Source organism: Cystobacter fuscus DSM 2262 (assembly GCF_000335475.2).
GTDB classification, from domain to species: Bacteria; Myxococcota; Myxococcia; order Myxococcales; family Myxococcaceae; genus Cystobacter; species Cystobacter fuscus.
Genome location: NZ_ANAH02000001.1, coordinates 214,848 through 239,602, shown reverse-complemented (window position 1 = coordinate 239,602; position 24,755 = coordinate 214,848). Strand labels below are relative to the sequence as shown.

Sequence of the window (24,755 nt, the reverse complement as noted above, 5' to 3'; positions counted from 1 at the left end):
GACCCGGGAGGACAGCTCCAGGTCCATGCTTCTCCAACGGACGTTCCAGGCCTCGGACAGGAGGCCTGGGCATGAGGCCGCATTCGGAGGCGAGCCACCGCATCCTGGTGGTTGACGACAATCCCTCCATCCACCGGGACTTCCACCGCATCCTCGCGCACTCCACCTCGGGCCTCGACGCGTTGGACGCGATGGAGTCGAGGCTCTTCGGGGAGCAGGCGCCGGTGCCACGCTCCACGGCCGCCCCGTTCTTCGAGTTGGACTTCGCGTCGGCGGGGGAGGAGGGGGTGCGGTGCGTGCGCGACGCGGTGAGCGCGGGGCGCCCCTATGCGCTGGCCTTCGTGGACGTCCGCATGCCCCCGGGGCTGGATGGCGTGGAGACGACGCTGCGCATGTGGCGCGAGTCGTCGGATCTCCAAGTGGTGCTCTGCTCGGCCTACTCGGACTACTCGTGGGACGAGCTGGTGCGCAAGCTGGAGACGAGCGAGCGGCTGCTCATCCTGCGCAAGCCCTTCGACACCATCGAGGTGCGGCAGATGGCGCACGCGCTGTGTGAGAAGTGGGAGCTGTTGCGCGCGAGCCAGCAGCGGATGCAGGGGCTGTCGCTGGCGGTGGAGGAGCGCACGCGGGCGCTGGCGGAGGCCAATACCCGGCTGTTGCACGCGCAGAAGCTCGAGGCGCTGGGGCGCATGTCGGCGGGACTGGCCCACGAGGTCAACAACCCCTTGAGCTTCATCCTGTCCAACCTGCGTCATGTCGTGCGGGGGCTCGAGTCGATTCCGTGGACGCCCGAGTCGACGGAGCTGCGCGAGGACCTGCACGAGGCCAGCCGTGACGCGCTCCGGGGCGCCGAGCGCATCGCGCGCATCGTGCAGGACGTGCGCGTCTTCGCCCGGGTGGACGAGCCGCCGCGCGAGCGCGTGGACGTGCGCGAGGTGCTGGAGAGCGCCGTGCACATGGCGGCGGAGGTGCTCGGGCCGCAGTCGCGGGTGGTGCGCGCCTTCCAGGAGGTTCCCTGCGTGCTGGCCAGCGAGCATGGCCTGAGCCAGGTGTTCATCAACCTGCTCGTCAACGCGGCCCACGCCCTGCGCGGCCGCGCCCAGCCCTTGCTGCGCCTGGGCGTGCTGCGGCGGGCGGATGGCCGCGTCGTCGTGGAGGTCGAGGACAACGGGTGCGGCATCGCCCCGGAGAACCTGGGGCGGCTCTTCGAGCCCTTCTTCACGACGAAGCCCGCGGGCATGGGCACCGGCCTGGGCCTGTCCATCTGCCATGGCATCGTGACTCGTTTAGGAGGCGACATCTCGGTGGAAAGCACCCTGGGACAGGGGACGACTTTTCGTGTGATGCTGCCCGCCGCTCCCCAGGAGGGATGAATCGTTCCAGCCCGGAGCGCGCTCCTCGGGAAGGCGAGGTGGCTCATGAGCCAGGGTCTCCGCTCCCGGTGGCTGCGGTGTCTGGATGAATCCCTGACGGCGGAGCAGCGCCGACTGCCCGCGGAGGAACTGGGCCGGCTCCGGGTGGTGGTGGGCTCGGTGGGCCTGATGTTGGTGCTCGACCTGGCCTACCTGGTGATGATTCCCCTCTACCCGTCGGCGCAGCGCGGGCCCCAGGTGCTGGTGCTGGGGGTCAGCATGCTCGTTTCGTTGGGGGTGCTGGCGCTGGTGCGCCGTCTGCGCTCGCCCTTGCTGCCGTCGCTGCTGTTGTGCGGCTCGCTCGCCGTGTCGCTCCTGCTGGCCTCGCTCCTGGTGGAGTTTCCCGGCGGGGTGATGCACGGGGTGTACATGTTGGTGCCCCTGCTGGCCGTCTATCTGCTGGGGGCGCGCAGGGGCTTCGTCTTCACCGCGCTGCTGGCCTTCAACGCGGCGTTCGTGCACGAGCTCGTCCACTCGGGCCTTGGTCAGACGCGCCCCCTGTTCGCCGAGCCGATCACCTCCTGGGGCAACTTCATGGCGGGCCTGTCGCTGCTGCTGGGCTGGGCGCTCAGCTGGCTGTACAGCACCTCGCGCGAGGAGGTCCACGCGGAGCTGCGCCGCACGCTCCAGACGCTGCGCGAGAGCGAGGGCAAGCTGAGCAGCCTCATCGAGAGCACGGATGACGTGGTGCTGTCGCTCGACGCGCATGGGCGCCTGGTGATGGCCAACCCGGGGGCGCAGCAGCTCTTCGCGCGGATGACGGATGGGGTGGCGCTGGTGCCGGGCAACCCGCTCTTGTCGGGCTGTCCTCCGGCGCTGCGCGAGTGGGTGGCGACGCGTGGCCGCATGGCCCTGGGGGGCCAGCGCGTGCGGGCGGAGGTGGACGTGCTCGTGGAGGGGCGGCCGCGCACGGTGGACGTCCTCTTCAACCCGGTGCGCGAGGGGGAGCGGGTGGTGGGCCTCACGCTCTTCGGCAGGGATCTCACCGAGCGCAAGCGCGCGGAGCTCCAGCTCGGGGAGATGCACCGCAGTCTGCTGGACGCGTCGCGCCAGGCGGGCATGGCGGAGATCGCCACCGGGGTGCTGCACAACGTGGGCAACACGCTCAACAGCGTGAACGTCTCGGCCAGCCTGGTGATGGAGCGGCTGCACGACTCGCGCGTGTCCGGGCTGGGGCGGGCCGTGGCGCTGCTGCGCGAGAACGAATCCCGGCTCGGGGCCTTCCTGGGCGAGGACGCGCGGGGACGGCAGCTTCCCGCCTACCTGGAGGCGCTCTCGCTCCAGCTCACCCGAGAGCGCGAGACGATGCAGGAGGAGATGCGGCGGCTCGTCCAGAGCGTGGATCACATCAAGTCCGTGGTGAGCATGCAGCAGCGCCATGCGCGCTTCAGCGGGGCGCTGGAGCAGGTGGCCGTGCCCGCGCTCCTGGACGATGCGCTGCGCCTGCTCGCCGTGTCGTTCGATCGGCTGGGCATCGAGCTGCGGCGCGAGTACGCCGCCGAGGTGCCGACGGTGCTGGTGGACCGGCACAAGCTGCTGCAGATCCTCGTGAACCTGCTGAGCAACGCACGCCACGCGCTGCTGGAGGAGGGCGTCGAGGATCGCCGGCTCACCCTGCGGGTGGAGCCGAGGGGCGAGCGGCTGAGCATCTCCGTGAGCGACAACGGGGTGGGCATCGCCCCGGAGGTGGTGCCACGGCTCTTCAGCCAGGGCTTCACCACGAAGAAGGACGGGCACGGCTTCGGCCTGCACGCCAGCGCCCTGACGGCGCGGGAGATGGGCGGCCAGCTGTCGTGCGCGAGCGAGGGCCGCTACCGGGGCGCCACCTTCACCCTCGAGCTGCCCCTGGGCAAGCTGACGCCTCCCGAATCAAGGGCTTGAGCCGGCGGGGGCGTCCGTCGCGCTCCACCGGCCCCGGCGCGTGGGCTCGCGCTGGGCGCGGGCGAGCGCCTCGAGGAAGTGCTTGCGCGGCCAGGACTCGGCGCCAAAGCGCGCCAGGTGCTCCGTCTCCACCTGGCAGTCGATGAAGTGGAAGCCCCAGGACTGGAAGCGCTCCACGGCGGTGACGAAGGCCACCTTCGAGGCGTCCGGCGCGTGCGCGAACATGCTCTCGCCGAAGAAGGCCGACCCGAGGGACACGCCGTAGAAGCCGCCCTTGAGCTCGCCCCCGGCCCACGCCTCCACCGAGTGCGCGTAGCCCAGCTCGTGCAGGGTGACGTAGGCGCGCTGCATCTCGTCGGTGATCCACGTGCCGTCCTGGCCGGGACGCGGCACGCGGGCGCACGCGGCGATGACGTCGGCGAAGGCGGTGTCCCAGCGGATGTCGTAGACGCCCGCCTTGAGCGTCTTGCGCAGCGAGCGGCCCACGTGCAGCTTCGCGGGCTCCAGCACGAAGCGGGGGTTGGGCGAGTGCCACAAGAGGGGCTGGCCCTCGTTGTACCAGGGGAAGATGCCCCGGGAGTACGCGGCGAGCAGACGCTCGGGGCTCAGGTCTCCCCCGACGGCGAGCAGACCGGTGCGGTCCGCGCGCTCGGGCGGGGGGAAGAGATGCGGGTCGTCTCCGAGCAGATAGATGGGCACTACCGCGACACGTTGAGCTTCACGTCTCCGGACAGCGAGTAGGGCACGCGCACCAGCGGGCCGGTGAGCTCACCCGCGACCTCGTACGGCAGCGTGCCCTTGGCGATGAGCCCCCGGACCTCCGGACCCCACGTCTCCCGTGTCACCGCCACCTCCACGGGATACACCCCGGTGGCCGCCGCGTCCACGATGTCCTGCTTGCCCAGCGTGCCCTCTCCGAGCCTCCGCCCCTGGATGCCGAGCGCCCAGGTGAGCCCGTCCAGCCGCACCGGGAAGGGATTGGGGTTCTCCACGCCCAGGCGCATCACCAGGTCCACCTGCTCGTCCGAGTAGCGCGCGCCCTCCATGGCCAGCACCTTCACGCGGGGCAGCCTCGGCCCGCGCACCTGCCGGGACGCGGCGAAGGGCAGGGTGCGCTCCGAGTCTCCCGAGCGCACCGTCAGGGTGCCGCGCACGGCCACGAGCAGCGCGCCCCCCTTGTCGCTCAGGGCCTGGAGGTCCTCCGGGCTCTTCACGGAGGGGGTACTCGCCATGAAGGAGAAGGCCGTGGGGGAGCCGGGCACGAGGGTGACCCCCAGCGCCGCCGTGCCCTTCTCCAGCACCTGCCCGTTGGAGACGAGCTCGTAGTCGGCCTTCTCCAGGGTGGCTGTTTGGGGACTGGTGAGCTCGCCGGAGTAGCGCAATTGCATGCTCGCCAGGTCCTGGGCGATGACGCGCGTCTCCTCCTGGGCGAGCGAGACGGGGCCCAGGGGGACGGCGGGCGGGGTGGAGGCACACCCGGAGAGCCAGGCGGCGAACGTCAAGAGGTGGACGATGGCACGCGGGGCGAAACGCATGGTGGGAAAGGTGGCGCGGGGGGCGTCTGGCCTCAAGGCATTTTGCGGTACACTGTTGACTACACCGTGGCCTACCTCCGCCAAAACCTCAACAAGGCCGTCCGCGCGCTCATCCGCGATATCGCCGCGAAGATGCCGGAGTTTTCCCACGTGAAGGCCAGCCGCATCCTCGTGGTGGCGGGCGAGGCCCGGCGCGCCTCGCGCGGCACGGTCAAGCCGCTGTGCTTCCGGGGCGGGCGCTGCACGGACCCCAGTGGCCGCCGCAAGCCCGTCATCCGCATCCACGGCCGGCGGATGCTCTACTGCATCACCCTGCGTCCGCGCTTCTTCCGCGCGTCCACGCCCCAGGGCCGCGTCCAGACGGTGATGCACGAGCTCTTCCACATGTCGCGCCGGTTCGACGGCACGTTGCACGCGGGGCGGCGGCATTCGGTGCTGGGCGAGGACTTCTACCGTCAGCTCAAGCCGCTGGTGCGCCGCTACCTCAAGCAGTGCCCCGCGGAGCTGCTCGAGGCGCTCGCGCGGTCGGAGGAGGTGCGGGTGTTGCAGTGGTTGGAGCGCCCCGGGCCCGCCTATGTCCCCGGCACGTTCCGCGGGCGCACGGTGTACACCGAGGAGCAGCTCTACTACGGCATCACCCGCATGGTGACGCACAAGCGCCCCGCGGTGAAGCTCGCCAAGCCGCGGCGCAAGGAGCGCGCGGAGAAGGAGCCGGTGCACTGAGGCACCCGCTCGTGCGCGTCAGTTGAGGTAGCGCGGACGCGGAGGCATGGAGGGCTCGGCGGGCTGCTCCTTCATCAGCTCCAGGCCCTGGCGGGTGAGCAGGAAGCGCACCGTGCCGGAGCCGCGCTCCGTTTCGATCTCCGCCTCGAAGGCGGGGCCCGTGATGCTGCCCATCTGCACGTCCTTGCGCAGGTTGCGCACCCGGCCGGTGAGCAGATCTCCCGCCACCGGCTGCTCCGCGTCGCCGCGCCGGTAGAGGTCATACGCCGCCTGATGCAGGGTCATGGCCAGCGCGGGCGTCAACGGCTGCGAGCTGAACAAGACCGAGATGAGGACCCAATAGGGGGGGGACTGTTCGGCCATTTCCCGATCCTAACGCCTCCCGGGCTCGTCCCCCACCCCTTTCCACCGGGCCGCGGCTCCGTCCTGTCCCGTCGCGTCATGACCCCCCGTCTCTCCTCCGCCGGACGGAAAGGCAGTAGAGCGCGTGTCGCCTCACCCCCTCTCTCCTGGAGAACCCGATGCTCAAGAAGAAAGTGTTTGGCGGAGCAGTGTCGCTGTCGTGGGCGCTGGCGTTGCTGGGCGCGCCGGCCGTGTTCGCGGGCCCCATGGATGGCAACAGCGGCGACGTGATGCTGCAGGGCTTCCACTGGACCTCGTACCAGACGTCCCCTTGGTGGAGCATCGTCCAGGGCAAGGCCTCGGACATTGGCGCCAGCGGCTTCACCATGGTGTGGCTGCCGCCCTCCAGCGACGCGGCCTCCAACGAGGGCTACCTGCCGCGCCAGCTCAGCGTGCTCAACAGCCGCTATGGCACCGAGGCGCAGCTCAAGTCGGCCATCGGCGCGCTGCACACCTACAACGTGAAGGCCATCGCGGACATCGTCATCAACCACCGCGTGGGCACCACCAACTGGGCGGACTTCACCAACCCCACCTGGGGCTCGTGGGCGGTGACGCGCGGGGACGAGTGGACGAGCGCCACGGGCAACGCGGACACGGGGGATGGCTACGGGGCGGCGCGCGACCTGGATCACACCAACGCCACGGTGCAGGGCGACCTCAAGAGCTGGATGAACTGGCTCAAGTCCAGCATCGGCTACGACGGGTGGCGCTATGACTACGTGAAGGGCTTCAACGGCTCGTACGTGGGCAACTACAACACCGCCACGGTGCCCTACTTCTCCGTGGGCGAGCTGTGGACGGACCTGAACCTCGCCAACTCCGATGCCCACCGGCAGCAGCTGATGAACTGGATCGACGCCACGGGTGGCAAGTCGACCGTGTTCGACTTCACCACCAAGGGCATCCTCCAGCAGGCCGTGCAGTACAACGAGTTCTGGCGGCTGCGTGACAGCGCGGGCAAGCCCTCGGGCGCCATCGGGTGGTGGGCGGCCAAGTCGGTGACCTTCATCGACAACCACGACACGGGACCGAGCACCTCGGGCACGAGCCAGAACCACTGGCCCTTCCCCAGCGACAAGGTCATGCAGGGCTACGCCTACATCCTCACGCACCCGGGCGTCCCGTGCGTCTACTGGGTGCACTTCTACGACTGGGGCCACAAGGAGGCCATCAAGGCGCTGATGTCCATCCGCAAGGCCAAGGGCATCCACTCCTCGTCGGCGGTGAGCATCCAGGTGGCGGACACGAGCCGGTATGCCGCCATCATCACCGGCACCAAGGGCAGCGTGGCGATGAAGATCGGCCCGGGCGACTGGTCGCCGGGCGCGGGCTGGACGCTGGGCACCTCGGGCACCAACTACGCCGTGTGGACGAAGTAGCGTGCTAGCGTCGCGGGGGCGATGATCCCGTTCACCCGCAACTACACCGACCGCTCCAACAACTACGGCTTCCAGTTCGAGTTCAAGTGCGACAAGTGCCACAACGGGCACTTGTCGCCCTTCATCGCGAGCAAGGTGGGCATGGCGACCGGACTGCTCCAGGCGGCGGGCTCTCTCTTCGGGGGCACGCTGTCGCGGGCGGCCTACGCGGGGGAGCACGTGAAGGACGCCTTGCGCGGCAGTGCCTGGGACGAGGCCTATGCCGAGGCGGTGGAGGAGGCGAGGAAGCACTTCAAGCACTGCACCCGCTGCGGACAGTGGGTCTGCCCCCAGGCGTGCTGGAACGAGGCCCGCGGCCTGTGCGAGTCCTGCGCTCCGAACCTCCAGGAAGAGGCCGCGCACATCCAGGCCCACGTGTCCGTGGAGCAGGCGTGGACGAAGGCGCGCGCGGTGGATCAGGTCGAGTCGCTGGACATGAAGGCCCCGCGCTCGGTGGCGCTGTCGGCCTGTCCGCACTGCGCCGCGCGCATCTCGGGGGGGAAGTTCTGCTCCGAATGTGGCAAGCCGCTCGCGGCGACCCATGCCTTCTGCACCCAGTGCGGCACGGAGCTGGCGTCCCAGGCGCGCTTCTGTTCCGAGTGTGGCACGGCCCGCGGTAGTTGATTCCCTCATCCGTGTGAGCGGGTCCTCGCCCGCTCCCCTCCGTCTGGGAAGTGTGCGAGACTCGCACTGCGAGCCCTTCTGTTTCGCGCTCGTTCTTTCCGGGGGGAAACCATGCCCACATTCGATGAGCGCCTGCGGCAGGTGGCGCGGGTCGCGTCCACGGCCACCCAACTCACCCAGGGCCTCGAGGGGGGCAATGTCGTTGGCACGGCCCTCTCCGGAGTGCTCTCGCTGCTCGGTGGCGGCAGTCCCCTGGCCCATGTGCGCTACATGTTCAGCTCCACGGCCGAGCCGGAGGCTCCCTGGCACGTGCGGCGCGTCCATACCCGGGAAGCGTTGTCCGAACTCTACGAGCTCACCGTCGACCTGGTGCTCGATGGGCCCTTCGTGGATGCCGACGCGCTGCTCGGCTCCTCGTGCACGCTGGGCCTGGAGCGAGCCCTGCTCTCACGCCAGGTGCAGGGGATCGCGCGCCACGTGGAGGACCTGGGCACCCTGGCCGACAAGCACATGGTGCGCGTCCATGTCGTCCCCGCCCTCTGGGAACTCTCCCAGCGCATCGACTCGTACATCTTCCAGGAGATGACGGTGCCGCAGGTGCTGGAGGACGTGCTGAACGAGGGGCTCCTCCCACTCAAGCGCAAGGTGAACCTGTCGTCGCTCCATCGCGAGTACCCCAAGCGCGAGTACTGCGTGCAGTACGCCGAGTCAGACTTGGACTTCGTCCTGCGGCTGATGAAGGAGGAGGGCATCGGCTTCTTGTTCGAGCACTCGGGCGAGGCCGAGGAACTCGTCCTGGTGGATGACAACTCGCCCTTCCATCCGTGCCAGACGCTCGACAGCGGCCCCGTGTGGATCGCCAACCAGGCCGGTGGTCTCGCTCAGATGGAGACGCTCCAGGGGATGGAGTGGTCCACCTCGTTGCGCCCGACGGGCGTGGTGGTGCGGGACTTCGACTGGACGCGGCCGAGGTTCGTGCTGACCAAGGACGCCCGGGAGCAGGAGGCGAGCGGGCGGGAGGAGTACCTCTACCCGGCGGAGCTCAGCCTGTCGGACTACGACAAGGGCGGCAGCCACCGGTACACGCAGGAGGACGCGGCCGCGCGGGCCCGCCTGCTGCGCGAGGGGCAGCAGCTGGGTCAGAAGAAGGGGCGGGGCCGTGGCAATGTGACGGGCTTTTGCCCGGGACGCACCTTCGAGCTTCGGGGCCACGCGCGCGCCGGGCTGGACCAGACCTATCTGCTCACCCGTGTCGAGCACCTGGGCGAGGCGCCCGAGGAGCACCCCCTGTTCTCCCTGGAGGGCTCGGGCGAGGAGGTGAAGCCGGAGCGGTACGAGAACCGCTTCGAGTGCATTCCCCTGTCCGTGCCCTTCCGGCCGGAGTACCCGCTGGTGCGCAGCCGCGTCCCCGGCCTGCAGACGGCCATGGTGGTGGGGCCCGCGGGAGAGGAGATCCACACCGACGAGCACGGTCGCATCAAGGTGCGCTTCCACTGGGACCGGGTGGGCCCCGAGAACGAGAAGGCCTCGTGCTGGGTGCGCGTGGCGCAGTCCTGGGCAGGAGCCGGTTTCGGCATGTTCTCCATCCCCCGCGTGGGCATGGAGGTCGTCATCGACTTCCTGGAGGGCAACCCGGACCGGCCCCTGGTCATCGGCTGCGTCTACAACGGCGCCAACCCGCCGCCCCTGAAGCTGCCCGAGGAGCGCACCCGCACCACGCTGCGCAGCCAGAGCTCGCCGGGGGGCAGCGGCTCCAACGAGCTGCGCTTCGAGGACGCCAAGGGCCAGGAGCAGGTGTTTCTCCACGCGCAGAAGGATCAGCTGGCGGTGGTGGAGCACGACGACACCACGCAGGTGAAGAATGATCAGAGCACCACGGTGGACAACAACCAGACCAACACCGTGAAGGTCAATCAGACCGAGAGCGTGGGGGGAGACCAGGCCCTGACCGTCTCGGGCAACCGCACCAAGACGGTGAAGAAGAACGAGACCGTCACGGTCGAGCAGAACCGCACCCAGACGGTGAACGTGAACGAGACCGTCACCGTCCACGGGGAGCGCAGCCTCACGGTGGACGGCAAGGAGACATACTCGGTCGGAGGCACGCGCGCCAAGACGGTGACGGGCAAGGAGACCGTGACACTGGTGGCCGGCCGGCAGACCACCGTCACCACCAACGACGAGCTGACCGTGAGCGCCGAGCGCCTGGTCACCGCCGACGTGAAGCACCAGACCACCCAGGGCCCCACCACCTTCACCTTCGAGGGCGGGCACGTAGAGTTGAACGCGGGCAGCTACATCACGCTCGTGCATGGCTCGGGGGAAGTGACCATCGAGGACAGCGGGAAGATCTCGGTGCGCTCGGGCAATGAAATCGAGCTGAGCTGCGGTGGCTGCTCCATCAAGCTCACCCCCACGAAGATCGAGATCCTCGGCGCGGTGGAGGTCGCCCTCGCGGGCGGAGCCGGTACGGTGAAGCTGGATCCGGCGGGAGTGGCGGTGGCCGGTCCGACAGTCAGCTCGATGGGGGCCAATTTGAATGAAGTCACCGGTGGGTTGGTGAAGATCAACTGAGGCCCAGCACATGGCCGACAACGACATCCGAGCGCCCATCCAGCGACGGCTCGAGCGGTTGCGCGCCCAGTGGCGCGAGTTCGCGGAGGACCCCGAGGCGCGGCTGCTGCATTGGGTGCTCGCCCATGACGAGTGGAACCTGCTGGAGACGTTCTTCCAGGTGGAGGACCACGAGAGCGGCGTCACGCCCGATCTGTTCCTGCGCCTCACCGCGCCCTTCGATGAACCCGAGCGCCACGGGCTGGACGTGGTGGAATCCCTGTCCGAGCAATACGCGTCCATCCGTGGCGAGCTGGCGGCCGCGGGCGCCGATGCCTCGTGGACGGCCCCCGCGCCCACGCGAGGCCAGGACGACGTGGACGCGTTCCTCGATGCCGCGGCCTCCTTCCACGCGCACCACCAGCCCCTGTTCCGGCACCTGGTGCTCGTGCTCCTGCCCGAGGGTGGAATGCCCGCCCAGGCCTGGGAGCAATGGGTGGAGCGGGTGGTGCGGCGTGCACATGAGCCGAATGTTCGTCTCGTGTGCATCGACTCCCGGGAGGCGCCGATTCTCACCGAGGTGGCCCGGACCCAGGCGCACCGTGTCCGCACGTGCGTGGCGGACCTGGACATGGGCGCGGCACTCGAGGAGGTCTCCACGGCCGCCGGGCGCCTGGATACTCCGTATGGCCGTTACCGGCACCTGTACGTGCAACTGGGCCGGGCCCTGGCGGCGAAGGAACTGGGACGCGCCGAGCGGCTCGCGGGCGAAGCCGCGGCCCTGGCGCACCAACAGAAATGGGGGCACCTGCTGGTGGCTTCCTGGTTCGCACTCGGCGCGGGCTACCTGGCCATGGGCAAGCCCGTGGAGGCCATCCGGACCTACTGGCAGGCCGAGGAGGCGGCCCTGGAGGCGCAGGCGCGAGGAGAGTCCTCGGCGCTCGCGCTGAGGCTGAAGGTCCGGCTAGCGCTCGGTGCCGCGTTGGTCTCGGCCGCCGTGTACGAGCGGGGAGCCACGGTGTACGAGGAGACCGCGCCCCTGGCCGAGCAACTCCAGGACACGCGGATGCTGCTGGAGTGCTGGCGCATGGCGGCGTACTGCCACGAACTGGCGCGGGCCACTGATGCGTCGTGGCGCTGTAGCATCGAAGGCCTCAAGGTGGCGCAGCGGATGGATGACGAGACACGCCGCTCGTCCACGCTGGGTTACCTGGGTGAGGGCCTGCTGCGGCTCACCCGGACGTGGACGTACCGCGACCACGGGGAGGCCATCGCGCGGCGGATGGAGAAGCTCCTGGGACCGCGCTGGCGGCCCTCGGACTCTGGGGGGAAACCGTCATGATGCCAGCCGCCAAGCACTTCGATCCGCTGCTGGGAATCGACATCCACCTCATCCAACCGCCCGGTGGAGTGCCGCCGGTGCCCATTCCCCACCCGCACATCGGGATGGTGTTCGACCCGATGGACTACGTGCCCATCCTGGGGGCGACGGTGCTGGTCGGGGGCGTGCCCCGCGCGCAGGCGGGCACCTCGGGCATCGCGCTCCCGCCCCACATCCCCATGGGCGGCGTGTTCATCAAGCCCCCGGCCAATGAGTCCGAGGTCTTCATGGGCAGCTCCACCGTTTCGGTGGACGGGGACGCGTTCAGCCACCTGGCCCTGCCGGCGCTGAGCTGCCAGGACATCGGGATGCCGCCCATCCCGCGGCTCAAGAAGAAGAAGACCGTCAACAGCCTGGTGCTGCCGACGACGATGGTGCTGTCCATCCCGGTGCCGGTGGTGGTGGGGGGACCGCCGACCGTCTCGCTCATGGCGCTGGGCATGCGCGCGGGCATGGCGCTGCTGGGCGCAATGGTGTCGAAGCTGAAGAAGATGCGTGCGGCACGCAAGTCGCAGAACGGCGTGCACTGCAACGGCGGGCACCCGGTGGATGTGATTACCGGGGCCAACTTCGACGAGTTCGTGGATGCTCGCTCGGCGCCTCCGGGTCTTTTTTGCTGGCAGCGCCGTTACACCACGGCGCACGCGGACCGCCAGGGAGTGCTGGGCTGGGGCTTCCGGCACGAGTACCAGCACACGCTGCACCTGTTGCGCCAGGCGTGGCGGTACGAAGACGCCCGGGGCCGCGTCATCGACTTCGAACCGCTGAAGGAGGGCGAGCGCGAGACGAAGCGGCACGGAGTGGTGCTGCGTCGGCTGGACGGGAGGCAATACGAAATTTCCGAGGGCTGGGCTCCGCGCCTGATACTCCAGGCCGCCGAGGGGGAGGACATCGCGCGGCTGCGCTTCGTGCGCTCGGCGGAAGCCGAACTGGAACTGCGCCACGTGGGCGAACGGCTGAGCGAGATAACGGAGCGCTCGCCGCGGGAGCGCTGTCGCTACCGCTTCGTCCACGACCTCGCGGGACGGCTCACCGAGGTGCTGCGCGTGCAATCCAGCGGCACGAGGCGCGTGGCCCGGTACGAGTACGACCGTCACGGGCATCTCATTGTGTCCGAGGATGCCGAGGGCGGTCGGCACGAGTACCTGTATGACGAGGCCCACCGTTGGACGCGGATGCGCACCCCCACGGGTTACAGTTTCTGGTGGCGCTACGACGCACAGGGACGCTGCACGGAGACCTCGGGCGAGGACGGATTGTGGTGGGCTCGCTTCGAATACGACCCCGAAAAACGAGAGTCGCGCGTCGCCGAGCGACAGGGCGGCGTCAGTACCTTTCAGTACGATGAGAACCTGACCCTGCGGAAGCGGATCGACCCATACGGCGGCGCGCTGGTGCGTGAGGTGGACGTGGACGGACGCGTGCTTCGGGAGGTGGATTCCGGTGGTCGCGTGACTCAGATGGTGTACGACGCGCACGGCGCGCTGGTGGGACGCGCCGATCCCTATCGACGCCAATTGCCGTCCCCAGAATTGATGCCCCGTTCACCACCCTTGAGACGCTATTTCTACCCGGAAACTCCGCGAGGTTTTTTATTGGGCAGTGGATTGGACGTGCTGCCAGAAGCGGCAACAGGTGACTCTTGGTCTTTGTTGTCAAGAATCCCCATAGAACTGGCGGAGTTGGTGGCGTTGCTCGTGTTCACGCGTCCAGAGAGCTGCGCACCGTGGGCGACACGTCTCTGCGACGGGCTGGGCAGGCGGGTGTTGGCGGTGGATGCCGCGGGTCACCGCCGCGAGTGGCGCTATGACAGAGCGGGCAACGAGGTGTGGTTTCACGATGCTGATGGGGTTGTAAGACAACGACGGATGCAGCGGTGGAATCTGGTGGGGGCGGAGGTGGATGGGCTGGGGCATACCACTCGCTACGAATACTCATCCACCGAGCAGGTGGTGCGAGTAGTGGATGCTGGGGGGACTGTCAGTGAGTATGAGTATGACGAGAAGGACCGGTTGGTACGGGTGCGGCGTCATGGGGTGGTGAAGGAGGAATACACTTGGAATACAGGAGACCGGTTGGTGCAGAAGAGAGACGGTTGTGGCCAAGTGCTATTGCGAATGGAGTACCTCAAGGAGAGTCGCTCCGAGATGCGGCACCTGGCCTCTGGGGGATGGCTCCAACTGGAGTATGACGAGCGAGGCCGCCCCACCCGGGCTTCTACCGATAAGCACGAGGTGGAGCTGCGGCGGGATGTGGTCGGCAGGATACTCTTCGACCGACGGGATGGGTCCGGGGTGGATCGTGAACGGACACATGCCAGGTGCCGTACGACCGTACTGGGGCGTTTTACCTGGACGTTGGAGGGGGATGAGCTGGAGGGGCTGTTGGTGGTAGTGGACCCTAAGGGCGGCAAGCACCAGATATGGCGAGATCCTAAAGGACTGGTGCTACGCTCGCATGCCCACGGTTCCTGTGAACTGCTCCAGCACGATGTCCAGGGGCGTTTGTGCTCAAGCTTGGCATGGAGACATCCTCGGGAGGGAATACAACCAGCGCGCTGGGTACGCTATGAATACACGGCGGAAGGTGATTTGATTTCCCAATGGGATGGGCAGCGGGGACGGATTTACTACAGTGTGGATGCTGCACATCGCCTGACTGGAGAGCAGGGCGCTCATGGCGATTCCCGTTATCGGCTGGATGCAGCTGGCAACCTTCTTGAGAAGCCGGGCCTGCGTGGCGTGCTGCTCGCGGAAGGTAATCGGTTGGCGGCGGCAAACGATGAGACATTTTCCTATGACTCACGTAATCATCTCGCGGAGCGCCGCGGTACTGGTGGCTCACGGACGCGCTACACTTACGATAGTTCGGACAGGTTGATCCGAGTGGAGGATGGCCGGGGCGAGCCGTGGACAGCTGATTATGATGGGTTGGGGCGGCGCCTGTGTTGTGGTCGTGGTGTCAGGCAGACGCACTTCTACTGGGATGGAGAGCGACTGGCGGCTGAGGTGTCGGCCGAGGGGCGGTTGAGAGTGTATGTATATGCGGCTCATGATGCGCTCGTTCCTGTTCTGCTGGTGGACTACGAGAGCGTGAATGCAGCACCAGAGAGTGGGATGGTCTATGCCTTGTTCACCAATCAGGCGGGCGTGCCGTCATATGTGGAGGATGAGAGCGGCCGGACGGTATGGTGGGCCGAGCACATCGAGCCCTACGGTCAAGTGGCGGTGGGGAGCGGAGCTGAGTTTGAACTGAACATACGCCTTCCTGGACATTACTTGGATGAAGACACAGGCTTGGTCTACAATCGTTTCCGGTACTATGACCCGGTTCTGGGCCGTTACTTGCAAGGAGATCCCCTGGGGCTTGCTGGGGGGATCAACTTATACGCCTATGCTCCCAATCCCCTTGTGCAATTTGATGTCCTTGGACTGACGCACAAGGGGAGGGGTGATTCGAATGGTGCACTGGGTGACGATGGCTTGACGGAGTCTGTTCCCAGCAATCCTCCGGAAGGTCATGCGCACGTTGACGCCTCACCCAAACGCTACCCTGGTCCGTCGATTGACAGTGAACGCGCCATGCAGGTTGTGCTTGATGAATTGCAGAAGGCGGGGGTCGGGAAGAACCGTGTCCCGTCCGTCACTGTTCTATCTCACAAGAATGGTAGTGTCACGATAGGCGTCTCTGGTGAAGCGAGTACAGTCAAGTATGTCAAGGATGCTCTCTCGGATCGGCTTCCGTCCAATTACACTGTTGCGGACGCACTGCCGGAAGATTTTCCGGTAGAGCCTGCGCTCTATCCGAATGGACAGATGATTGCCAGCCGTACCTGTGGTGAGCCAAAGGCTTGGAACGCCGCCAGCCAGAACCCCTCACCCGTTACTGGACAGAGCGTGAAATTCCGAGGCGATCCCGCCAAGAATAAATATCGTGTAGACGAGAACAATCCAGAAGATGTAAATATGAAGCCTTGCCCAAGTTGCGACCTCAATCAAGGCGGGTTCATTGGAGATACTCAGATTGAACCACGTCCGTAGTGGGGGTGTACGGAGGTCGTCAAAATATGAGAGGAACGTTTGTCGTGCAAAATTATATTGAGTACGCTTCCAGCTTCGATCCACGGATTACCAGCCGGATTCGCGGTGTGGAGCCGGGGCGGATTGCTGTATTCGAGAAGCTCGTGGGGCGGCCTCTTCCTGCCAGCTACCGGGCATTTCTCGAGGTGATGGGGGCGGATGATGGTGGACTCAACATCACCGTGGATGGCACGGCTAGCATCGATGATCTCATTGCGTACTATCGGGAGGAGTTGAAGCCAGGCGTGTGGGAGCCGCCGCCCGATACCATTATTATCGGCGTAGGCTCCATCAGTCTGCCGGAAATTGGTCTGCTCTGTGCTGCAAACGAAGAGCCCCGTGTCGTCTTCGTCACAAACAAGCAGGTACTGGGTCCTTATGCGGCTTCCTTGGAGAAGCTGCTCTTCCGACTCGTTTTCGGTTGCTATCGTATGAATCAAGAGCCTAAAGCCTTTTATACGAGTTCCTATGAAAGCATAGGTCGCAAGCATGTACTGGCTCAGGCTCGTGATCTCTCCGTGAGTCTGGGGTTCGCTGCGCTTGAGTTCTCTGATGATGTCTCCTTCAGTGGGGAGAAGCCAGGGGCTGCCATCAGCATTTCTCAATATGCGAAGGAAGGGATGTCGATGGTCATCACGGCCAATCGGCAGGAAGAAGTCGACAGGATTGGAGCTGTGTTCGTTCAGAACTTCAACGTGCGGAAGGTGTGACAACGGGAAACTTGTCCGGCTGAGCGAGAGCGCCCGGATGGGCGGGGGATGAGCTGTCCAGATGAGGCGTGGATTCCCCCTCCTGGATTTGCCCTGGTTATGTTTCTCGCCGTGCCCCGCTGCCGACCCGCTTCGCCCGCGCGGTGGCCGTGGCGGGCCATCCGCGCGAGGCCCGGCGCTGCGGCAGCGGGCACCGGAGCCGGCTCACTTCTTTCGGGTACGGGCCGCCGGGCGGGCGGCGGCGCGGGGCTTCTTCTGGGGCGGGGGCGGCTTGCGTCCGGGGGCCTTCGCGGGCTTGCCCTTGCGATCGAAGAACGCGTCGAGCAGCTCGCTGCCGGTGAGGAACGAGGGCGTCGAGGGCGCTGGGGACGCGTAGACGTTGCCCTCGTCGTCCTGGCGCAACACGAACACCTCATCCTGCTCCAGTCCCGGCAGCAGCATCGCCGAGTGCGTGGTAGCCACGAACTGGAGCTTGGGGAAGACCTGCTTGAGCGTGGTGATGAGCGTCGTCTGCCAGTGCGGATGCAGGTGGAGATCCAGCTCGTCCACGAGCACCAGCCCCTCCATGCGCTCGGGCGGCACCGGCTTGCCCGCCTCCAAGAGGATGTGGCCGATGAGGTCCGCCAGCCACGCGATCGCTCCCTGGTAGCCGCGCGACAGCCACGTGGCGGGCAGCTTCACGCGCTGACCCCCCATCTCGAACTCGAAGCGGTGCGCCTCGAGCAGATCCTGCCGGGTGCGCACGATGCCGTGGCTCTGCAGCTCCAGGTCCACCACGCCCGGCAGCAGGTTGCCCTGCAGGAGCACCTGCTTGAGCAGCTTGATATAGGCCTTGGCCTGCGCCGGCTCGAACACGTCGGCGAAGCCCGTGGCGATGAGTCCCCCCTGATCGAAGAGGTTCGCCATGCGCTGGCGCAGGGGATCCGACAGGCCGTCGGCGTGGAAGGAGTGGGGGCGGGGCAGGGTGCGCGCCGTGCCGTAGCCCGCGACGAACCAGCCGGGCAGCTGCGTGCGGCGCGCCTCGCGGATGGGATCGAACACCTGCGTGTGCTCGACGCCCACGTAGCGCGAGCTGCCCACCAGCTCGCGCCAGGTGCTCTTGGCCGCGATGGAGCTGCGCACGTATGGCGGCAGCGAGTGCTTCTTCTCCAGTCCCGGGTACTGGCGCGCCTTGTGCCCCTCCTGCCCGAAGGTGAACTCGGCGCCGATCAGCATCAGCTCGGTGGAGGGCTGCCGCCGATCCGGCAGGCTCGTGACGTCCGCGAGCTCACTGCCCAGCGAGCATCCACTCGCCGCGAGCCCGATGGCCTGGAGGATGGCCGTCTTGCACACGCCATTCTCCCCCACGAAGACGGTCCACGGCCTCACTTCCCCATCGGGACGGGTAAAGGAGATGGCCACATCTCGCAGGAGTTTCAGATTCTGGAGCGTGAGGCTGCGCAGGTACATGCCCACCCACCATATCCTCAGTTGACCGACTTGTGGGGTATTCAGAGAGATTTGGAGGGCCGTCGAGGGCTTCACGGCGCTGGAGGCGGTGTCTCACTCCCTGTCCCATCTGGTGTCCCACCCAATGACAGGTCCCCCAGGTCGAGGACTTGCCCCTCGGCCAGCCGCAAGGGGAGGCGCAGGCGCCCGGCGGTGTGCCTGCCGAGGATGTTCAACACGTACTCGCCCGGGTCCAAGCCGCTGATGGAGAAGCGCCCCTGGTCGAGGCTCTCGCGCATGTGGACCGAGGAGGGATCGTTGTCGATGAACACGACCACGTCGCTCAGCGGGCCGCCGGTGGCCGCGTCCACCACGCGTCCCTGGACGGACGCGGTGCCGCGCAGGCGGATCTCCACCTCGGCCGTTGCTCCGGGACGGGGCGTCACCACCGCCTGCCCACGCGAGCCATCCGGTGTCTTCACCACCAGCCGCAGCGGCTCGGTCAGCACGTCGTGGAGCTCGAAGCGCTCGCCGGGGAATTCCCAGGGGCCCTTGCCCGGGGTGAGCCATTCCTCGCCCTCGGGCTCGATGCCGAGGGTGAAGCCGCGCACGGGCTCTCCCGCGCGGGTCACCCGGCCCCGCAGCGAGGCCGCGGTGCGCAGTCTGACCACCAGGGAGCGCTCCCCCGGCTTCACGCCCGACACCTGGCCGCTCCGCCCTCCATTGAGCGCGCTGACCTTCAGCCCGCCCATGCCGGGCTCGATGTCGGAGCCGAGGCCGAAGGAGAAGCGCCCCTCCTCGTCCGCGTACTTCGCCTGGATGACCCCGCCTTCCTGGGGCTCGAGGCCCAGGCTGACGATGGCTCTCGGTGAGGGCGCGCCATCCGGCTCGAGGACGACCCCCTCCACGGAGGTGGCCGGAGCGTTCTCCTCCCAGAGCAGCTCGACCCGGACCGTCTGGCCTTCCTCCACCTGGACGTGCGTCCTCTGGAAGGTGGGGCTGTGGTCGCGCGCCGAGAGCAACAGCTCGTAGCCGCCCGCGGGCAGCACCATCCGGAAGTTCCCCTTCGCTCCCACCTCGGCCTGCTGGAAGTCCTGTGCGCCGAAGGGGCTCTTCTCGTCCAGCGAGGCGAGGACCTCCAGGGGCTGGGAGGGCAGCGCGCCGCGAGCCGCCCGCACCACGCCCTCCACGATGCCCGTGCCCTCCAGGGTGAAGTCCACCTGGGCCGTGCCCTCCTCGGTGATGTCCACCCATCGGTTGACCCCTTGCGTCGCCTCCTCCCGGCGGGCGGTGAGCGGCTGGCGGCCCACGTTCAGGCCCTCGAGCCGGTAGTGCCCCGTGGCATCGCTGCGGGACTCGAGGGGCGTGGACTCCAGCTCGTCTGGCCCGAGGTTGGGGGCGATCACCCGTGCGCCCGCCACCGGCTGTCCGGCCACGTCGCGCACCTGGCCCTCCACCACGCCCATGCGGGTGAGCACGAGATCCACGGAGAAGCGCTCGCGCGGCGTCACCGTCAGACCGCGCCGCAACGCCGGGGTGAAGCCGGGCGCCGTCACCACCACGTCGTAGCTGCCGGGCGCGAGCCCGCCCACCTGGAAGTGACCCGCTTCATCCGTGGACTCGCGGCCGGTGTCCCCGTTCTGTCCGTGGGGGCTGACGTCGACCCGGGCCCCCACCACCGGCGCTCCGGAGGTGCGCTCCAGCACGCGCCCCTCCAGCACCGACCCCGGGCCGAGCTGGAGCCGCACGCCACGGATCGTCTTGCCCGCGCTCAGGGTGAGCGGTTGCTCCAGTGCCCCCGCTTCCTCGCCGTGCCGCGCGGACAGGCCGTAGGTGCCGGCCTCCACCTCGACGGAGAAGCCGCCCCCGGGCCCCGTGATGACGCTCTGGGGCGACACGCCGCTCACCCGCACCTCGGCGCCCTCGGCGGGAGCGCCTCGTGCGTCCACGACGAAGCCCTCGATGACCCCCGCCACGCTCAGCGCCACCTCCAGCGGCTCCTTCGCGGGGACCTTCACCGGCACGAGCCACAGGTGGGCGTGGCCCGGCGCCTGGGCCTCCAGCAGGTAGTCCCCCGTGGCGAGCCCGTCCACTCGGAAGCGGCCCCGCTCGTCGCTCGTCGCGTACACGCGCTCCTCGGAGGGCAGCTCGGGGGGGATTCCGGGCGCCAGGTCGCGCGGCACCGCCGAGAGGATGAGCTGCACGAGCGGCAGCGGCTCCTTCGTCTCCTTCACCACCGTCTGGCCCACGAGGGACTGGCCCGGCTCCAGGACGAGCCGCACGGACGTGCGCGCCACGCCGTGGGGACGCACCACGGAGAGCACGCGGGGCGCATGGCCATTCGCGTGGACCGCCACCAGGTAGGAACCGGGCCCGGAGGCGAGCCGTGCCTGTCCCCGTGCATCCGTCAGGCCCGTGCCCGCCAGCCTCCAGACGATCTCCCCGAGGTTGGGATCCCTCCGCTCACGCCAGTACAGCCGCACGCTGGCCCCGGGCAGGGGCCGCTCGGCGGCGAGCACCTCCACCTCGAGCATTCCCTCCGCCTCGGCGACGCTCGCGTCCAGCGGAGGCCGCGTGTCCGTGACCCCTCTGGCCCGCTCCCGTGAGGCGACTGGTCGTGGCACGGCTGTCCGCTCATTGGACGAGGAATGGAGCGGCGGCGCCTCCTGGGCGTCTGGCCTCGCCGAAAGTCCGGCCCACAGGAGCGCGAGCAGCGCTCCCACCAGGAGGGCCGCCACGATGAGCCGCCTTCGCATGTCTGTCCTCGGGGCCGGTCGTGAGGGGCGCAGAGCTGGCACTCTATCCCGCGTGGGCGCCTTTCCGGTGACAGCGTCCTTCTCTCGCGACACGGTCCTGGATGAGAGAGGAATTGCCGCGATGCAGCAAACGGTCGTGGGCCGATGGAGGAAATCAGGTTAAAAAGGTAACTTCTTCTCCCGGAGGAAGTATGCGGTTCCCATCATTTGTTGTTGCTGGCGTCTTCACTGCGAGTCTTCTGTCCACCCCGGCCCTGGCGCGCTCCACGGGCATCACTGGCCGTTCTGGAAAGCCAGCCGCTGATGGGACTGCGGGCCGGACCTGCTCGTCGACGTGTCATACGCCGGGCGCCACCGTACCGACCGTGGCGATCTCCGGTCCCACGTCGGTGGTGGCGGGGACGACGAACCAGTACACCTTCATCATCCAGGGAGGACCCGCGGTGAATGGGGGCGTCAACCTGGCGGTGGACCGGGTGGAGGCCGCGCTCGATCTGGTCGAGAACTCGGGCCTGAGGAAGGACGGCGTCGAGCTGGTGCACGCCGCCCCCAAGGCGTTTTCCAATGGAGAGGTCCGCTTCGATTTCTCGATGATCGCGCCGGGCAATGGCGGCCTCGTCACGATCTACGGTGCCGGCAATTCCGTCAACGCAAGCAGCAGCACGAGCGGTGACGGCGTGGCGGCCACGAAGCTGGAGGTGACCGTCAAGGTCTCGGACGGCACGGACGCGGGTGTCGAGGAGCCGGACTCCGGCACGCCCCTCGACGCGGGCATCGAAGTCGACGCGGGCACCGAAGTCGACGCGGGCACCGTGGCCGACGCGGGCACCGGGACTGGCGATCCTGGCCACGACCACGACCACGACCAGGACGACGACAAGGGCGGTGGCTGCTCCTCGACGGGTGGTGCTCCCTTGCTGATGTTCGTGCTGGGTTCCGCGGGCCTGACGCTGCTGCGCCGCCGTCGCGCCTGAGCCTTCCTTCCCCCTTCCGCCTCGCTTCGTCTCCGAGTCTCCCGTGCCGCTTCTTCCCCGCTCGAACGCTCCCCGCTCCTCGATGCTTCGCCTGGGCAGTGCCTTGTTGTCGGCCCTGCTGGTGCTCGTCACGCCGGAGGCCCTGGCCGCGTCCAAGTCCAGGTCCAAGGCCAAGAGCTCCAAGACCCGGAGCGGCACGTCCAAGGCCGCTCCCGTGACTCCCGCACCGCAGCCGGCGCCTTCGCCCGCCGCGGAGCCCGCGTCCGAGGAGCGCAAGGAGGAAGAGGCGGAGGCGGTGGCTCCCGTGGTCCCCGTGGAGCAGCCACGTCCCGTGGTGGCGGCCAAGCCCGCCGCCACGGCCCGGCCCGCTCCAGCCCCTCGTTCCGCTCCGGCGGCCCGGCCCGCCGAGTCTTCCCCGAAGGCCACCTCGGGCCGGATGCGCATCGGCGTGGGTCCGGATCTCTTCCTGGAGAACTCGCGGCTCAACGGCGAGCAGGGCATCAACATCTCGCGCCGGGACGAGTCCTTCGACTACTCGAGCGCGAGCTTCCTCTCCGCCACCCTCTGGTTGAACACGTCCGTGCCCTCGGTGAGCGAGCGGCTGAGGGTGGGCGCCGGGGCGCGCATCTTCGGCAACTACGGCGCGGGCGGTGGCCGGACGTTCGGCTTCGGCCTGCTCAACGAGGCCTTCGCCTTCGCGGAGTACGGGCTGCCGGTGGCGAACAAGACGGAGGTGGTCTTCGCCGCGCGCGGGGGCCTCTCCTTGCTGGTGCCCGGCCAGGAGTTCGCGGCGGAGATCCGCCGGCTGCAGGAGCAGGGCGTGGGGGTGTGGAGCGTGCCGCGCGTGGGCTGGCTCGCGGGCCCGTCCGTGGGCGCGCGCCGGCGCATGACGGAGCGCATCCTGCTGCGCGCGGACATCCTCGCCCAGGTCCAGCAGCAGTTCCTCTTCGCCACGAGCGAGGACATCGACGGGCTGCGCTACACCAAGAACTGGAACACCCTGGCGCTGCGCCTGGGGTTGTCGCTCGGGGTCGAGTTTGACTTCTGAATCCCCCCTTTCCTTCCTCCGGGAGCCGCGAATGTCCGTGTCTCGTCCGCTCATCCTTCCCCTGCTCGCGGCGCTGATCGCGTGTCAGCCCACCTACGTCTTCGAGCCCGAGCAGCTCGCCTCCGGGCCGGGGGCCATGGTGGGCAATGGCGCGCCGCTCACCCCGGGAGACTTCCCGGGCGGGGATGATGCCCTGCCTTCACCTCGGGACGCGTCCCCGCCCAACGAGACGCGCCCGCCGGACTGTGACGCGGATTGCGTGGCGTATTGCAGGGACGCGGGCCTGACCAACCCCGTCAATCGCGGGTTGTGCCGGAGCCTGTGGGGCGTGGGCCTGGCGTCCCGGCCCATCTCCTTCTCCGAGGCGTGCCGCCGGCTCTTCGTGGACATGCTGGGGCGCGTGCCGGACGCGGCCGAGGCCGAGGCCACGTGCGCGGGCGGCTGGGGCGCCACGGTGAAGCGGTTGATGGACAGCGACGAGTTCATCCTCGTCCAGCAGCGCCACGCCGCCGACCGCTTCCTCTACGCCAACCAGGTGGCGAGCCTCCAGTCCATCTACGACATGGATCGGCTGGTAGCCAAGCTGCACCGGGGGCTCGTGCCGTACGATCTCTTCGCGTCGGTGGTGAGCGCCCACCCGGTGTTCACCCGCCGCTACGCGGACCCGGGCGACAAGGCCGAGGCCCTCTTCCGCCAGTTCCTGGGGCGCCCGCCCTTCGAGCACGAGCGCGCGGACATGGCCCGGCTCTACCGGCTCTGGTACTCGGGCTACTACGATCATCCGCAGCTGGGCATGCGCCTGCCGGACGCCTTCGTGCGCTTTCGCTGCCTGGACAAGGATGGGAAGGTGAACGACGCGGCCCGGGGCGAGTGCGCCAGCGTGTTGTGGGGCTACAACGAGCTCACCTTCACCCCGGACCTGCGCGCCGCGCGCGACCCGAGCCTCAACAACGAGCTGACGCTGTGGAGCGGTCTGCTCACGGCCGAGGAGTGGGCGCGGTTGCAGATCCCCGGCCGCATCCTCGCGCGGGACTTGTCCTTCTGGGAGCGCGCGGTGGATGACGTGCTCGCGCAGTACCTGGGTTATGACCTGCCGGCGCTCGTGCCCGAGGTGCGCGGGGAGCTGGTGCGCTTCCTGCTCGAGAACCACGGGGACATCCGCTCGGTGCACTACGCGGTGGCCACCTCGGTGGCGTACCTCCAGTCCGCCGAGGGCGCGGCGGCCTCCACCTACCGCTGGGCCTACGGGCCGCTCAAGCAGGTGGACGCCGAGGTGTGGATCGACTCGCTCGCGCGCCAGACGGGCTACGAGCTGCCCGGCTGCGACCACCGCATCAGCCAGCCCGAGTCCCTGCTCAACGCGGGCAGCATCGCCGGCTACCGCGTGCTGGCCGAGTCGCGCTGGAAGACGAACGACAAGGGCAACGTGGACAAGCGCTACTCGGAGCTGGCGCGCACCCTGGGCGGCTGTCCGGAGAACGTGGTGGGAGGCCGCTTCCGCGTGGTGAGCATCCTCACCACCGCCACCCAGCTCTCCTTCGTGCAGTCGCTGTGCAACCCCACGTTGGATCCGAAGATCAAAGGCGCGGACGTGGCGCGGCTGCTGCCCGAGGGCGTGAGTTCCTCGCTCGCCGTGAACGAGGAGGTGGGTGAGCGCATCGCCACCCACCAGTACCGGCTGTTGCTGGGCCGCTCGCCGGACGCCACGGAGGTGGCCGAGGCGCGCGAGGCGGGCCGCGAGTGCTCCATCACGCGTTGCTCGGCCGAGGAGTTCGCCCGTCCCTACTGCTTCGCGCTGCTGTCGAGCGCCGAGCGCATCTTCTACTGA

The 24,755-nt window shown here is 68.2% G+C and carries 17 protein-coding genes; 12 read left to right on the top strand and 5 right to left on the bottom strand.

Translation table 11 applies throughout. From position 1 onward, the window contains the following. Window positions 1–71: 71 nt before the first annotated feature. Window positions 72–1,373: an ATP-binding protein gene (locus D187_RS00900; protein WP_002629648.1), complete on the top strand. Its 1,302-nt coding sequence runs from the start codon at window positions 72–74 to the stop codon at window positions 1,371–1,373. 45 nt (window positions 1,374–1,418) lie between these two features. Next, a complete protein-coding gene (locus tag D187_RS49260; protein ID WP_002629647.1) occupies window positions 1,419–3,293 on the top strand; it encodes an ATP-binding protein in 1,875 nt (624 codons plus the stop codon). On the opposite strand, the gene aat is transcribed toward D187_RS49260, so the two are convergent. Together aat and D187_RS00885 are read right to left on the bottom strand one after the other, a co-directional pair. Further along, window positions 3,282–3,992 (bottom strand): leucyl/phenylalanyl-tRNA--protein transferase, encoded by a 711-nt coding sequence (gene aat, locus D187_RS00890; RefSeq protein ID WP_002629646.1) that lies wholly within the window; start codon window positions 3,990–3,992, stop codon window positions 3,282–3,284. The two genes, D187_RS49260 and aat, sit on opposite strands and share 12 nt — an antisense overlap. Further along, on the bottom strand, window positions 3,992–4,828 hold the full coding sequence (locus D187_RS00885; protein WP_002629645.1) for an LEA type 2 family protein: 837 nt from the start codon (window positions 4,826–4,828) through the stop codon (window positions 3,992–3,994). The genes aat and D187_RS00885 overlap by 1 nt, the downstream gene beginning before the upstream one ends. A 66-nt stretch (window positions 4,829–4,894) precedes the next feature. Between D187_RS00885 and D187_RS00880 the strand changes: the two genes are divergently transcribed. Beyond that, window positions 4,895–5,551 carry a putative metallopeptidase gene (locus D187_RS00880; RefSeq protein WP_002629644.1) on the top strand — a complete coding sequence of 219 codons (657 nt, stop codon included), beginning with the start codon at window positions 4,895–4,897 and terminating at the stop codon, window positions 5,549–5,551. Window positions 5,552–5,569: 18 nt separating this feature from the next. Here D187_RS00880 and D187_RS00875 read toward each other — a convergent pair whose 3' ends face one another. Then, window positions 5,570–5,914 carry a hypothetical protein gene (locus D187_RS00875; RefSeq protein ID WP_043427686.1) on the bottom strand — a complete coding sequence of 115 codons (345 nt, stop codon included), beginning with the start codon at window positions 5,912–5,914 and terminating at the stop codon, window positions 5,570–5,572. A 158-nt stretch (window positions 5,915–6,072) separates the two neighbouring features. On the opposite strand from D187_RS00875, the gene D187_RS00870 reads away from it, so the two are divergent. From D187_RS00870 to D187_RS00840, 6 genes are all read left to right on the top strand, one after another. Then, window positions 6,073–7,335, top strand: coding sequence for a glucan 1,4-alpha-maltotetraohydrolase domain-containing protein (locus tag D187_RS00870; protein WP_002629641.1), 1,263 nt, complete (start codon window positions 6,073–6,075; stop codon window positions 7,333–7,335). Between the two features lie 21 nt (window positions 7,336–7,356). Further along, complete coding sequence (locus tag D187_RS00865; RefSeq protein WP_002629640.1) at window positions 7,357–7,998, top strand: zinc ribbon domain-containing protein; 642 nt, start codon at window positions 7,357–7,359, stop codon at window positions 7,996–7,998. Window positions 7,999–8,109: 111 nt separating this feature from the next. After that, window positions 8,110–10,572 (top strand): type VI secretion system Vgr family protein, encoded by a 2,463-nt coding sequence (locus D187_RS49255; protein ID WP_002629639.1) that lies wholly within the window; start codon window positions 8,110–8,112, stop codon window positions 10,570–10,572. A 10-nt stretch (window positions 10,573–10,582) separates the two neighbouring features. Beyond that, window positions 10,583–11,893, top strand: a complete 1,311-nt coding sequence (locus D187_RS00855; protein WP_002629638.1) for a hypothetical protein — start codon at window positions 10,583–10,585, stop codon at window positions 11,891–11,893. Then, window positions 11,890–15,972 carry an RHS repeat-associated core domain-containing protein gene (locus D187_RS49250; protein ID WP_002629637.1) on the top strand — a complete coding sequence of 1,361 codons (4,083 nt, stop codon included), beginning with the start codon at window positions 11,890–11,892 and terminating at the stop codon, window positions 15,970–15,972. Before D187_RS00855 ends, D187_RS49250 begins: the two co-directional genes overlap by 4 nt. 44 nt (window positions 15,973–16,016) lie before the next feature. Next, window positions 16,017–16,721 carry an SMI1/KNR4 family protein gene (locus D187_RS00840; RefSeq protein ID WP_043427678.1) on the top strand — a complete coding sequence of 235 codons (705 nt, stop codon included), beginning with the start codon at window positions 16,017–16,019 and terminating at the stop codon, window positions 16,719–16,721. A gap of 204 nt (window positions 16,722–16,925) precedes the next feature. On the opposite strand, the gene D187_RS00835 is transcribed toward D187_RS00840, so the two are convergent. Further along, a complete protein-coding gene (locus tag D187_RS00835; RefSeq protein WP_051256156.1) occupies window positions 16,926–18,170 on the bottom strand; it encodes an AAA family ATPase in 1,245 nt (414 codons plus the stop codon). A 71-nt stretch (window positions 18,171–18,241) separates the two neighbouring features. Next, entirely contained in the window at window positions 18,242–20,905 is a 2,664-nt protein-coding gene (locus tag D187_RS00830) for a carboxypeptidase-like regulatory domain-containing protein (protein ID WP_002629634.1), read from the bottom strand. A gap of 101 nt (window positions 20,906–21,006) precedes the next feature. On the opposite strand from D187_RS00830, the gene D187_RS00825 reads away from it, so the two are divergent. Genes D187_RS00825 through D187_RS00815 form a run of 3 tightly spaced genes read left to right on the top strand, consistent with a single transcriptional unit; the run spans window position 21,007 to window position 24,755 of the window. Continuing rightward, window positions 21,007–21,879 carry an MXAN_6652 family MXYO-CTERM-anchored protein gene (locus D187_RS00825; protein ID WP_306413554.1) on the top strand — a complete coding sequence of 291 codons (873 nt, stop codon included), beginning with the start codon at window positions 21,007–21,009 and terminating at the stop codon, window positions 21,877–21,879. Window positions 21,880–21,922: 43 nt separating this feature from the next. Next, entirely contained in the window at window positions 21,923–22,927 is a 1,005-nt protein-coding gene (locus tag D187_RS00820) for a hypothetical protein (RefSeq protein ID WP_002629632.1), read from the top strand. A gap of 31 nt (window positions 22,928–22,958) precedes the next feature. Beyond that, window positions 22,959–24,755: a hypothetical protein gene (locus tag D187_RS00815; protein ID WP_002629631.1), complete on the top strand. Its 1,797-nt coding sequence runs from the start codon at window positions 22,959–22,961 to the stop codon at window positions 24,753–24,755.

Coding starts and splice junctions, on each gene's coding strand:
- D187_RS00900 (WP_002629648.1), top strand. CDS start 72: ATGAGGCCGCATTCGGAGGCGAGCCACCGCATCCTGGTGGTTGACGAC.
- D187_RS49260 (WP_002629647.1), top strand. CDS start 1,419: ATGAGCCAGGGTCTCCGCTCCCGGTGGCTGCGGTGTCTGGATGAATCC.
- D187_RS00885 (WP_002629645.1), bottom strand. CDS start 4,828: ATGCGTTTCGCCCCGCGTGCCATCGTCCACCTCTTGACGTTCGCCGCC.
- D187_RS00875 (WP_043427686.1), bottom strand. CDS start 5,914: ATGGCCGAACAGTCCCCCCCCTATTGGGTCCTCATCTCGGTCTTGTTC.
- D187_RS00870 (WP_002629641.1), top strand. CDS start 6,073: ATGCTCAAGAAGAAAGTGTTTGGCGGAGCAGTGTCGCTGTCGTGGGCG.
- D187_RS00865 (WP_002629640.1), top strand. CDS start 7,357: ATGATCCCGTTCACCCGCAACTACACCGACCGCTCCAACAACTACGGC.
- D187_RS49255 (WP_002629639.1), top strand. CDS start 8,110: ATGCCCACATTCGATGAGCGCCTGCGGCAGGTGGCGCGGGTCGCGTCC.
- D187_RS00855 (WP_002629638.1), top strand. CDS start 10,583: ATGGCCGACAACGACATCCGAGCGCCCATCCAGCGACGGCTCGAGCGG.
- D187_RS49250 (WP_002629637.1), top strand. CDS start 11,890: ATGATGCCAGCCGCCAAGCACTTCGATCCGCTGCTGGGAATCGACATC.
- D187_RS00835 (WP_051256156.1), bottom strand. CDS start 18,170: ATGTACCTGCGCAGCCTCACGCTCCAGAATCTGAAACTCCTGCGAGAT.
- D187_RS00830 (WP_002629634.1), bottom strand. CDS start 20,905: ATGCGAAGGCGGCTCATCGTGGCGGCCCTCCTGGTGGGAGCGCTGCTC.
- D187_RS00825 (WP_306413554.1), top strand. CDS start 21,007: ATGAGAGAGGAATTGCCGCGATGCAGCAAACGGTCGTGGGCCGATGGA.
- D187_RS00815 (WP_002629631.1), top strand. CDS start 22,959: ATGTCCGTGTCTCGTCCGCTCATCCTTCCCCTGCTCGCGGCGCTGATC.